Source organism: Bacillus sp. Marseille-P3661, from assembly GCF_900240995.1.
Taxonomy (GTDB): domain Bacteria; phylum Bacillota; class Bacilli; order Bacillales; family Bacillaceae_J; genus OESV01.
Genome location: NZ_LT965954.1, coordinates 1,221,173 through 1,232,274 on the forward strand (window position 1 = coordinate 1,221,173; position 11,102 = coordinate 1,232,274).

Annotated in this window: 10 protein-coding genes, 2 rRNA genes and 1 riboswitch; of the genes, 1 reads left to right on the forward strand and 11 read right to left on the reverse strand. The window is 36.8% G+C overall.

Annotation, left to right across the window (positions count from 1 at the left end; all coding sequences use genetic code 11):
• Nucleotides 1-140: 140 nt before the first annotated feature.
• The 5 genes from purB to C1724_RS16990 form a co-directional block, all read right to left on the reverse strand.
• On the reverse strand, nucleotides 141-1,436 hold the full coding sequence (purB, locus tag C1724_RS16970) for an adenylosuccinate lyase (RefSeq protein ID WP_102347885.1): 1,296 nt from the start codon (nucleotides 1,434-1,436) through the stop codon (nucleotides 141-143).
• Between the two features lie 87 nt (nucleotides 1,437-1,523).
• A complete protein-coding gene (gene purK / locus C1724_RS16975) occupies nucleotides 1,524-2,651 on the reverse strand; it encodes a 5-(carboxyamino)imidazole ribonucleotide synthase (protein ID WP_102347886.1) in 1,128 nt (375 codons plus the stop codon).
• Nucleotides 2,644-3,135, reverse strand: a complete 492-nt coding sequence (gene purE, locus C1724_RS16980) for a 5-(carboxyamino)imidazole ribonucleotide mutase (RefSeq protein WP_102347887.1) — start codon at nucleotides 3,133-3,135, stop codon at nucleotides 2,644-2,646. Before purE ends, purK begins: the two co-directional genes overlap by 8 nt.
• A gap of 286 nt (nucleotides 3,136-3,421) precedes the next feature.
• Nucleotides 3,422-3,523: riboswitch (purine riboswitch) on the reverse strand.
• A gap of 93 nt (nucleotides 3,524-3,616) precedes the next feature.
• Nucleotides 3,617-3,817, reverse strand: coding sequence for an NETI motif-containing protein (locus C1724_RS16985; protein ID WP_102347888.1), 201 nt, complete (start codon nucleotides 3,815-3,817; stop codon nucleotides 3,617-3,619).
• Nucleotides 3,814-4,356: a DUF2179 domain-containing protein gene (locus C1724_RS16990; protein WP_102347889.1), complete on the reverse strand. Its 543-nt coding sequence runs from the start codon at nucleotides 4,354-4,356 to the stop codon at nucleotides 3,814-3,816. The genes C1724_RS16985 and C1724_RS16990 overlap by 4 nt, the downstream gene beginning before the upstream one ends.
• A 251-nt stretch (nucleotides 4,357-4,607) precedes the next feature.
• Here C1724_RS16990 and C1724_RS16995 point away from each other — a divergent pair, with 251 nt between their 5' ends.
• Entirely contained in the window at nucleotides 4,608-5,042 is a 435-nt protein-coding gene (locus C1724_RS16995; protein ID WP_102347890.1) for an Hsp20/alpha crystallin family protein, read from the forward strand.
• A 1,224-nt stretch (nucleotides 5,043-6,266) separates the two neighbouring features.
• Here the strand turns inward: C1724_RS16995 and C1724_RS17000 are convergent.
• The 6 genes from C1724_RS17000 to C1724_RS17025 form a co-directional block, all read right to left on the reverse strand.
• Nucleotides 6,267-7,250, reverse strand: coding sequence for a siderophore ABC transporter substrate-binding protein (locus C1724_RS17000; protein ID WP_102347891.1), 984 nt, complete (start codon nucleotides 7,248-7,250; stop codon nucleotides 6,267-6,269).
• A gap of 64 nt (nucleotides 7,251-7,314) precedes the next feature.
• A complete protein-coding gene (locus C1724_RS17005) occupies nucleotides 7,315-8,073 on the reverse strand; it encodes an iron ABC transporter ATP-binding protein (protein ID WP_102347892.1) in 759 nt (252 codons plus the stop codon).
• Nucleotides 8,067-9,017 carry an iron chelate uptake ABC transporter family permease subunit gene (locus tag C1724_RS17010; RefSeq protein ID WP_102347893.1) on the reverse strand — a complete coding sequence of 317 codons (951 nt, stop codon included), beginning with the start codon at nucleotides 9,015-9,017 and terminating at the stop codon, nucleotides 8,067-8,069. Before C1724_RS17010 ends, C1724_RS17005 begins: the two co-directional genes overlap by 7 nt.
• Nucleotides 9,010-9,960: an ABC transporter permease gene (locus C1724_RS17015; protein ID WP_102347894.1), complete on the reverse strand. Its 951-nt coding sequence runs from the start codon at nucleotides 9,958-9,960 to the stop codon at nucleotides 9,010-9,012. The genes C1724_RS17010 and C1724_RS17015 overlap by 8 nt, the downstream gene beginning before the upstream one ends.
• 709 nt (nucleotides 9,961-10,669) lie before the next feature.
• Nucleotides 10,670-10,786, reverse strand: a 5S ribosomal RNA gene (gene rrf, locus C1724_RS17020).
• A gap of 189 nt (nucleotides 10,787-10,975) precedes the next feature.
• Nucleotides 10,976-11,102, reverse strand: a 23S ribosomal RNA gene (locus tag C1724_RS17025); the annotation flags it as partial.

An 11,102-nucleotide genomic window follows, 5' to 3' on the forward strand; every position in this document is an offset into this window, starting at 1 on the left:
GTTGGGCTCCTCCGCATCCAATATAATTTAATATTTATAGCTGGAGATGTCTCTCCTATCCGTACATGACATCAAAAAATGCCCTTTAGATTTCCGCAACTAAGTGAAGTTTACTTAATTGCGGAAAAGGTTGTGGTAATCTATTTAAGCTCAAGACGTTCAAAGATCATATCTACATTCTTCAAGTGGTAATTGTAGTCAAAGCAATCTGCAATTTCTTCTGGGCTTAATAACCTCGTAATTTGCTCTTCAGCTTCAACTAATGAACGGAATTGAACTTGTGTTTCCCAAGCTTCCATTGCTTTTGGCTGTACAAGATCATATGCATTTTCTCTTGACATCCCTTTATCAATTAGTGCTAAGAGCACACGTTGTGAGTAGATTAAACCATACGTTCTTTCCATGTTTCGCTTCATATTCTCTGGGAACACAGTTAGGTTTTTCACTATATTTCCAAAGCGGTTTAGCATATAGTTCAAGGCAATCGTTGCATCTGGTAAAATGATACGCTCTGCTGAAGAATGTGAAATATCACGCTCATGCCATAACGGCACGTTCTCATATGCTGTCATCATATAACCGCGAATCACTCGAGCTAATCCAGCCATGTTTTCAGAGCCAATTGGATTGCGTTTATGCGGCATTGCTGATGAACCCTTTTGTCCTTTTGCGAAGAATTCTTCAACTTCTCTTGTTTCACTCTTTTGTAAGCCGCGAATCTCTACAGCAAATTTTTCGATCGATGTTGCAACAAGTGCTAGAGCAGCCATATAATCCGCATGACGGTCACGTTGTAGTGTTTGCGTTGAAATTGGTGCTGCTTTGATTCCTAAGTTTTCACAAACATATTGCTCTACAAATGGGTCAATATTAGCATACGTACCTACAGCTCCTGATATCTTTCCTACACGAATACCTTCAACAGCTTGTTGGAATCTCTCTAGGTTACGCGTCATTTCTTGATGCCATAGCGCAAGCTTTAATCCGAATGTAGTTGGCTCAGCATGTACACCATGTGTACGTCCCATCATCACTGTGTATTTATGCTCAATTGCTTTTTCTTTAAGGATTTCAATGAAATTTTTAATATCTTTTTCTAAAATTTCATTTGCTTGTCGTAATAAGTATGATAATGCTGTATCAACCACGTCAGTTGAAGTTAATCCATAATGAACCCATTTACGCTCTTCGCCCAGTGTCTCAGATACTGCTCGTGTAAAAGCAACAACATCATGGCGAGTTTCTAATTCGATTTCATTAATTCTATTGATATCAAACGAAGCATTTTCACGTAGTTTTTTTACGTCTTCTTTTGGAATTTCACCGAGCTCTGCCCATGCTTCACATGCTAAAATTTCAACTTCCAACCATGCCTTGAATTTATTTTCCTCTGTCCAAATTGCTGCCATTTCAGGTCGGGTATAACGTTCTATCATATATTTAGTCCCCTTTCAACTTTCCTTTATTCCGTTATTAACCATTCAACAGGTACGATGGATGTCCACCCACTGCTTGTAGTTGACTTACTCATTCCAAATTTTAAGTTCATTAAATTTTTCAATGGCCTCATTTACCGTATCTGCTACGATATTAAGATGCCCCATTTTCCTTTTCATCTTTACTTCTGCTTTTCCATATAAATGTAATTTGCAATTTGCAAATTGCTCGATGTGATTGAATATCGGCTCAACATGCTCACCTAGAATATTCCCCATCACAACTGGTTTTAGTAAAGTCGTCTTTCCTAAAGGCCAATCACAAACAGCACGGATATGTTGAGCAAACTGTGATGTTTCACAAGCATCCATTGTATAATGCCCCGAATTATGAGGACGTGGAGCAAGTTCATTAATAAATATTTCGTTGTCCTTCGTTAAGAACATTTCAACAGCAAGTGTTCCTATCATATCCATTGATTCTGCTAGCTGAATCGCCAAAGTAGTTGCAGACTGAGCTACTTCTTTAGAAATTCTAGCTGGAACGATCGTTTCTATTAAAATATTATCCTGGTGAATATTCTCACCAACAGGAAAGGTTGTGACTTCACCAGATACGTTTCTCGTTACAATGACCGAAATCTCTTTTTGAAATGGAATCCATTTCTCAAGCACGCATTGGCCATGTTTTAGCAGCTGCTGTGCCAGAGAGAGCTCTTGATCTTCTCTAATTACAACTTGACCTTTTCCGTCATAGCCACCACGACAAGTTTTTAACACAGAAGGTATTCCGATTATTTCGGTACCTCTGAGCAAATCTTCTACACTATTAACCAAGTAATATGGCGCGACCTTGGCACCGCTTTTCTCTATCGCTTGTTTTTCATTTGCACGGTCTTGTGTAATCTTAATTAACTCGCTGCCCTGTGGTAGATACGAATTTTCTTCAAGCCAATTTAATACAACGTGGTCGACATTTTCAAATTCATAAGTAATGACCTCACATATCTCAGCAAGCTGTTTTGCAGCATCTAAGTCATCGTACGGTGCATTTATTTCTATATCTGCAACCTGAGCGCACGGAGAGTTTTTTGTCGGCTCTAATACAGCTATTTTATAGCCCATTTCTTTCGCAGCAATCGCCATCATCCGGCCTAGCTGTCCCCCGCCGATAATTCCAATATATTTTCCAGGTAAGATGGTTTTCCTAGACAAGCTGATCACTACTTTCTAGCACTTCTTGGCGAATTTTCTCACGTCTTGCGACTAATCGTTCATCAATTTCCGGAAACTGCGTACCTAGTATTTGTGCAGCTAACAGTCCTGCATTCGTTGCCCCAGCTTTGCCAATTGCTACTGTAGCTACCGGAACACCCCCTGGCATTTGCACAATTGATAGTAGCGAATCTAAGCCATTAAGTGCTTTTGATTGAACAGGTACGCCAATGACTGGTAATGTTGTTTTGGCAGCAATCATCCCGGGTAAATGGGCTGCGCCACCCGCACCAGCAATGATTATTTTAATACCTCTGGTTTTTGCTTGTTCTGCGTATTCAAACATTAAGTCTGGTGTGCGATGTGCTGAAACTACCTTTTTTTCAAAAGGAATTTCACATTCTTCTAGAATTGTGCAAGCATGCTCCATCGTACTCCAATCAGATGTACTTCCCATAACTACACCTACTAAAGGTTTATCCATGGAAAAACTCCCCCTAATTTATAGTGACAAATGTCGACTTGAACGGATAGCTTACTCGCAGTTTACCATAGAGCTAAATTCAAAGTCCCCATTATTTGTTATTTTTTTCAGCAAAAAAAGATAAAATATTACAATTTTCGCAACAACAGCGCCTAGTATTAATATTTCCCCAATAACATAAAAAAGTCCAGGTGTAGAGTTGCTTATAAGAGAAAGCAATCTACACCTGGACATAGTTAACCATAAAGATAAACAAACTATCTTTATGAACGAAATACGTCTCCGATGCTATCATTACCTTCCCCATAGTCCGATTATTTACGGTAATCGGGTAGATACTTTTGGGCCATATTCCCATGATTATATGAGGTTGTTTTGTATTCGTTTATTAAATTATCTATATACATCTTAACAAGGTATCATATAAGAGTCAACTAATATCGCGAACAATACGTAAATATTTTTGGTTAATGTTCGTATTTTACTTTAATATTCCTTCGAATACGATTTTTTGCTTATGATGTTTTTGCACTATCTTTCCATTTTCCTTTTCTTCAATGAAAACGGGCTCTTCCATTCTTCTCGTTGGTCGATATCCTTCCTTGTCCATTCTTGCTAAACAATCAGAAATTGTTTCGGTATCTTCGACATAGAACTTCATTTTTTTTGGCTTATTGCTCATTGATTTAACCTTCCTTTTCTGACAGCCTTTACCCAAAAACCGCCATGTATGGTTTTAGGCTCATATGAGATTATAAAAGCTTTGGGATCAATGTCTTGAATGGTTTCATAAAGTTTCCGCTCTGATTTTCTTGGAGTAAGAATTTGCATCGCTAAACGGTCTCCTTCCATTCCGTATGCCATCCAACTTGTTACACCGTAGCCCTTTTCACGCAACATTTTGGTAAACTGCAAGTCATATTCCTTTGTTATAACGTTAACAGTAATATAGCCTAGCGCAAGCTTTTCTTCAATTTTCATACCAGCTAAAACCCCCAAGCCATAGCCCACCGCGTATGCAATTAAATTATGTATTTCATTCAAATTATCCAAGACAAGTCCCAAACCAACAACATAAATTACAACTTCAACTGTACTAAGTAATGCAGCCAAATATCGCTGACCTTTTAACGTTAAAATCATCCTAATAGTAAAAAACGATACATAGACAATATTTATTATTAATATGATCGCAACCATTACAACGGAGTTTTCTAGCATTCTGATGAGCACCACCTTTAGTTTTAGTGTTTCCCATTCTACCTGAACAAATTTAGAAAAACACGGATTTTGCCCACAAATGAAAATTCCGGTGTATTTTTTTTAGAACAACAAAAACTGAAAAACAGAAACTACTCAAATGGGACATACACCTATTTTATATAAGCCCATAAACTAAGATGTATGAAAACATATTACTTGGGACTTTTGAGATATTAACTATTTTATTTTACTTAAGGGGGCAAAAGTTGATGGATCCATTTAAGAATTGGCATGAATGGCGCAAAAATTTAGACTCCTTTATGGGCGAAGACTTTCTAAATAGCTTTGAAGGCATCTTTAAATACAATCATTTTCCACAAGTTAACGTCTATCAAACTGAAAATGAAGTACTAGTACTAGCAAGCATTCCGGGATTAGATGATATGAATAATGTTGATGTCTATATTGATTACCAAGCAATTGAATTAAAAGGAACCATTAATTTGCGTTATAAGGGATTTCGTCTCACACAGGATGAACTGTATAGTGGACATTTTGAAAGAAAAATAAATTTACCTTTCCCTGTTAAAGACGATCGTGTCGATGCAACTTACCAAAACGGATTACTTATCATTCATCTTCACCGACTTATCCCAGATGATCAACATAAACATAGGGTTTCAATAAAGAAAATTGAAAATTAATGTATGCTCTGAAGTAGGGTCCAGAGTAGTAGAGAGATGCTTAAAGATTATTTGTTACAGCTCTATAGATGGTTTTATTCTGTAGGTGCTTTTGTTTGTTATTCATTACAGTTGACCTCTATTTCAGCATTCTATGGTACGATTAATAGCTATTCGTTACCTTCACTGCGCTTTTTCGACATTCATAGTAACGATTACCGACTATTCGTTACCTTCGCTGCTCCTTTTCGGCATTTATGGTAACGATTACCGACTATTCGTTACCGCTACTGCGCTTTTTCGACATTCATAGTAACGATTACCGACTATTCGTTACCTTCGCTGCTCCTTTTCGGCATTTATGGTAACGATTAGCGAATATTCGTTACCGCTACCTGCCTTATCCGGCATATACCGGCACGATTAAGGGAGATTTGCTGTCATTTTTGGGTTTTTGAGCTGCTTGGCTGAGCTATTCTTCACCTTCACTGCTCCTTTTCGGCATTTACGGTAACGATTAGCGACTATTCGTTACCTTCGCTGCTCCTTTTCGGCATTTATGGTAACGATTACCGACTATTCCTTACCGCTAATGATCCTTTTCCACATTCACGGTAACGATTACCAGCTATTCGTTACCATCACTGGGCTTTATCGGTATTCATAGTAATGATTACCGACTATTCGTTACCCCTACTGATCCTTTTCCACATTTATGGTAACGATTACCGACTATTCGTTACCCCTACTGCGCTTTTTCGGTATTCACGGTAACGATTACCAGCTATTCGTTACCATCACTGGGCTTTATCGGTATTCATAGTAATGATTACCCTCTATTCCTTACCGCTACTGATCCTTTTCCACATTCACGGTAACGATTACCAGCTATTCGTTACCATCACTGGGCTTTATCGGTATTCATAGTAATGATTACCCTCTATTCCTTACCGCTACTGATCCTTTTCCACATTCACGGTAACGATTACCGTCTATTCGTTACCCCTATCTGCCTTATCCGGCATATACCGGCACGATTAAGGGAGATTTGCTGTCATTTTTAGGTTTTTGAGATGCTTGGGTGAGCTATTTTTTACCTTCACTGCTCCTTTTCGGCATTCATGGTAACAATTCCGGCTATTCTTTACCGCAACGATAACTTCTACACTATCCGGGACAATTCCCATTACGCAAATGCAAAAAAGATCCGGCTAATAATTAGCCAGATCTTTTTTAAAATTTCCATTATTGAACAGTGCTTTCAATCGCTTTGGCCATTTCAGAAACTGAAATTAAACCGCCGCCTGATAGATACCAGTAGTTTGGATCTAGGTAGATAATATTTCCATTTTTATATGCGTTTGTCTTTTTCACTAAATCATTTTCAATTGTTTGCTTCGCAGAAGATTCAGTACCAACTGCTGCATCACGGTCAATAACGAATAAATAATCTGGATTTTTTTCAAGAATATACTCAAATGAAACGTTTTGTCCATGTGTAGATACTTCAATGTCTGCATCAGCAGGTGCGAATCCTAATTCATCATGAACAATCCCAAATCTTGAGCCCGGACCATACGCACTAATATTCCCTGCGTTTGCTAACACAACTAATGCAGTTTCACCAGTTGCGCTTGCTTTTTCCTTAACAGGTGCAACCATTTCATTGATCGCCGCTAATTCTGCAGCTACTTCATCTTCTTTTTGATAAATTTCACCAAGGATGTTCATGTTCGCAGCAAATGATTCCATGTAATTTGCATAATCAATATCAAAGTACATCGTAGGAGCGATTTCACTTAATTCTTCGTACATGTCCGCTTGTCTAGCAGAAATTATAATTAAATCGGGGCCAATAGACGCAATCTTTTCAAAATCAGGCTCTTTAAGGCCACCTACATTTTCATACTTAGCATCTTCATATTTCTCTAAATAAGAGGGGATATTCGCTTGAGGAACACCTGTTACCTCAATACCTAACTTATCTAATGAATCTAAAATACCAAAATCAAACACTACTACTTTTTCAGGATTAGTTTTTAGAGTTGTTTCCCCAAGCTTATGTGTGAATGTTAATTCTTTTGGTTCCTCTGTTGCTTTTTCTTCTGTATTTCCTGTAGTCTCTTCATTTGTTGTAGCAGCTGGTTCGGAAGAGTCTTTTGAGCCACAGGCAGCTGTTACGATTGCTAATAATAATACTACTAACAACATTAATAACTCCTTTTTCATTTGCTTTACACTCCCATTTTCCTAATAGTTTATGATGTTTATAGATACATAGTTTTAAATTTTACTATGAAAAATACACACAAATTTTATTACAGTTAATATCTTTAATTTGCATATCCATATCATAAATCTCTTTTAGCACTTTTTCGTTAATGATTTCATCCGTTGAACCTTCGCGAATAACCTTTCCATCTTTTAATGCAACAATATAATCAGAGTAGCATGATGCAAAGTTAATATCGTGAATAACAATAACAACTGTTTTTCCCAGTTCATCCACTAAACGTCGTAATACTTTCATAATTTGAACAGAATGTTTCATATCTAAATTATTAAGTGGCTCATCTAACAAAATGTACTCCGTATCTTGTGCGATAACCATGGCAATATAAGCTCGTTGTTTTTGGCCACCACTTAATTGGTCAAGATATTTATCTTGCATATCACCAAGTTCCATATAATCGATCGCTTCATCAACGTGTTTCCAATCAGCTTTAGTCAATCTTCCTTGGGAATAAGGAAATCGTCCAAATGAGACTAGCTCTCGAACAGTTAAGCGAATATTAATGTTGTTCGATTGCTTTAGGATGGCAACCTTTTTAGCCAATTCGGTGCTTTTCCAACGAGATAGCTCTTCCCCTTCGATTATTATTTCACCTGCATCTTTTTTCAAAAGACGACTAACCATTGAAAGCACCGTACTTTTCCCAGCACCATTGGGGCCAATAAATGACGTGATCTTCCCTTTTTTAATTTTTAAAGAGACATTATCCACAACCGCTTTGTTTCCATATTTTTTTGAGATTTCTTTTACCTCTACCATGATTTACTCCCCTTTAATAGAAGATAGATAAAGTACACGCCACCGACGAAATTAATAATAACACTGATTGTTGTTGAAAATGTAAATACCCTCTCGACTAACAATTGTCCGCCTACCAAAGCAACGATACTAATTAAGATAGAACCTGTAATTAAGTACGTATGTTTATGGGTTTTCAAAAACTCGTGAGCAACATTGGCTACAAGTAATCCTAAAAATACAATTGGACCAACTAACGCTGTTGAAATCGAAACAAAAACTGCAATTACAATTAGCAATCTTTTTACAACATAATCATAATCAACACCTAAATTGATCGCTTGTTCCTTACCCAATGAAAGAACATCTAAGTACTTCGTAAATCTGTATACGTATGAAGATACTAAGACAATTAACACAATGGAGATGATTAGTAAGTCTGTGTTTACATTATTAAAACTAGCAAACATTCGATCTTGAACAATTAAAAACTCATTTGGATCTATTAAAACCTGCATGAAGGACGAAATACTTTCAAAAAATGTACCAAATATTAATCCTACTAATAAAAGAAAATATATATTTTGACCTTCTCTTTTAAACAATATTTTAAAAAGTATACCTGCAAATAAAACCATAAGTAAAACTGAGATTAAAAAGTTTATATTTTTGTCTACTGCAGTTAAACTAGTTGACCCAAATACAAAGATAATAAAGGTTTGGATCAATAAGTATAGTGAATCTAACCCGATTAAACTTGGTGTTAAAATTCGGTTATTTGTAATGGTTTGAAAAATCATAGTCGAATATGCAATGACTCCACCCGTTATAACAATAGCAAGTATCTTTTTTGCTCTACGTGGAAGTACATAGTCCCAATTATTCCCAACATCGACAAATAAAAAAGCCGCCACAAGTATAATAGATAACACTGCAAGAATTATTAATTTAACTTTATTACTCATAGGCCTTTCTCCTCATTAATAAGTAAAGGAAGATTCCACTTCCAATTACCCCTACTGTAACGCCTATTGCAATCTCATATGGGTAAATAATCACTCGTCCGATGATATCACAGACTAATACAAACACTGCACCTAGCAAAGCTGTATGGGACAAGTTCTTTTTCAGATTATCACCATTATATATGGTTACGATATTAGGAATAATCAGGCCTAAAAACGGGATCATACCAACAGTAAGAATAACTACCGATGTAACTAAAGCTACAATGATTAATCCAATATTGACTACCTGCTTGTGATTAAGGCCTAAGTTAATTGCAAACTCCTCACCCATTCCTGCGATTGTAAACTTATTCGCGAAAAAGTAGGCTACAATCATTAACGGAATACTTATGTATAAAAGTTCATAACGGCCTTGAATCATTAATGAAAAATTCCCTTGTAACCACGATGACATATTCTGAATAATATCATTCTTATAAGCAAAAAAGGTTGTAAGGGAACTTACGATATTCCCAAACATAAGCCCAACAAGTGGTATGAAGATTGCGTCTTTAAACTTGACCTTATCTAAAATTTTCATAAAGATAAATGTACCGGCTAATGAAAAGACAAAGGCTACTAACATTTTTTCTATAGGGCTTGCTGATGCAAATAACATAAGTGAAACTAATATCCCAAATCGCGCAGAGTCTACCGTACCCGCAGTTGTCGGTGATACAAATTTGTTTCTTGTCAGCTGCTGCATGATTAGACCACAGATACTCATACTAACACCAGCAATGATAATACTTACCAGTCTCGGAAATCGACTTATCATTAAAATTTCAAGTTGATCATTACTTAAAGTAAAAAGATCCAAAGGATTGATATCCTTCACACCAATAAATAATGAAGTAATCGATAAAACAATAAGTGCTATTACTAAATATCTTTTTTTCATAACTCTCCCCTACAGTATTGAAACTTTTATAGACCGAACATTATTGGTGTAATTTCTCCTATTAAACCAAGATGAGAATTATTATCATTGCATTCGAAACAATGAGAACAATTATCAATCTTAGGCAAAAAAAAGATAATTAAGAAACCATTCACAGTAAAGATCAACAGAAGATGAGAACATCTTTATCAAAAATCATACCATGAGAATCATTATCATTGGTCTGCAATGATAATGATATCTGTTATCAACTATACTTAATGATATAGATAATGAGATTCATTGTCAATTAATTTAAGAGACTTATATTAAATCTTCACATTTATTAAATTATTTTAGAGAGATGTGATATATGTCATTGCAGTATCTTTGTTACTTTGTTCGTTCTTTGCAATGCCCTGACGTATACGCTCGAGTCTCCACTACCATTGGTGCTCGAACTTAACTTTCACGTTCAAACCGCGGCTTGCGAAGAGCGGCGGATCTCTGCGTCAACCACGCTCGTTCTGTTCTCACCGGATGTAATCATACGTTCCGGGCATCTCCCACTTATTTCCTTGATCTCCTTGCTCCTCCCAACCCGCGGACCTTGTATTTTAACCATTGTTTAATATTTTGCATTTAATTCTAATAGTAAAACCTTACGGTTTTTATTTTTACTTACTAGAAACATCAAAAAAGAGCAGCATCTCTGCTACTCCTTGTCTTTGCTTGGCAACGTCCTACTCTCACAGGGGGACAGCCCCCAACTACCATCGGCGCTGAAGAGCTTAACTTCCGTGTTCGGAATGGGAACGGGTGTGACCTCTTCGCTATCGTCACCAAACATATTATATTTGAGGATTGTTCCCTCAAAACTAGATAACAAACATTCATATTCAACTGTAGTATTTTGTCCACCTTCCACTCCTAGACTCTCGAGATCAAATAACCTTCCTCCTCCGGAAGTCTATCGACTTCTTCGTCGGAAGAACATTTGCTCATCGAGTCTGAACAGTCGTGTCAGGTTTTCTACTTGGTTAAGTCCTCGATCGATTAGTATTCGTCAGCTCCACATGTCGCCATGCTTCCACCTCGAACCTATCTACCTCATCATCTCTGAGGGATCTTACTTACTTAAAGTAATGGGAAATCTCATCTTG

What these genes read in the sequence shown, in the direction of transcription:
- C1724_RS16985 (WP_102347888.1), bottom strand. Translation starts at nt 3,817, where the DNA reads ATGAGCAATAAGCCAAAAAAAATGAAGTTCTATGTCGAAGATACCGAA.
- purE (WP_102347887.1), bottom strand. Translation starts at nt 3,135, where the DNA reads ATGGATAAACCTTTAGTAGGTGTAGTTATGGGAAGTACATCTGATTGG.
- C1724_RS16995 (WP_102347890.1), top strand. Translation starts at nt 4,608, where the DNA reads ATGGATCCATTTAAGAATTGGCATGAATGGCGCAAAAATTTAGACTCC.
- C1724_RS17005 (WP_102347892.1), bottom strand. Translation starts at nt 8,073, where the DNA reads ATGGTAGAGGTAAAAGAAATCTCAAAAAAATATGGAAACAAAGCGGTT.
- C1724_RS17010 (WP_102347893.1), bottom strand. Translation starts at nt 9,017, where the DNA reads ATGAGTAATAAAGTTAAATTAATAATTCTTGCAGTGTTATCTATTATA.
- C1724_RS17000 (WP_102347891.1), bottom strand. Translation starts at nt 7,250, where the DNA reads ATGAAAAAGGAGTTATTAATGTTGTTAGTAGTATTATTATTAGCAATC.
- purB (WP_102347885.1), bottom strand. Translation starts at nt 1,436, where the DNA reads ATGATAGAACGTTATACCCGACCTGAAATGGCAGCAATTTGGACAGAG.
- C1724_RS16990 (WP_102347889.1), bottom strand. Translation starts at nt 4,356, where the DNA reads ATGCTAGAAAACTCCGTTGTAATGGTTGCGATCATATTAATAATAAAT.
- C1724_RS17015 (WP_102347894.1), bottom strand. Translation starts at nt 9,960, where the DNA reads ATGAAAAAAAGATATTTAGTAATAGCACTTATTGTTTTATCGATTACT.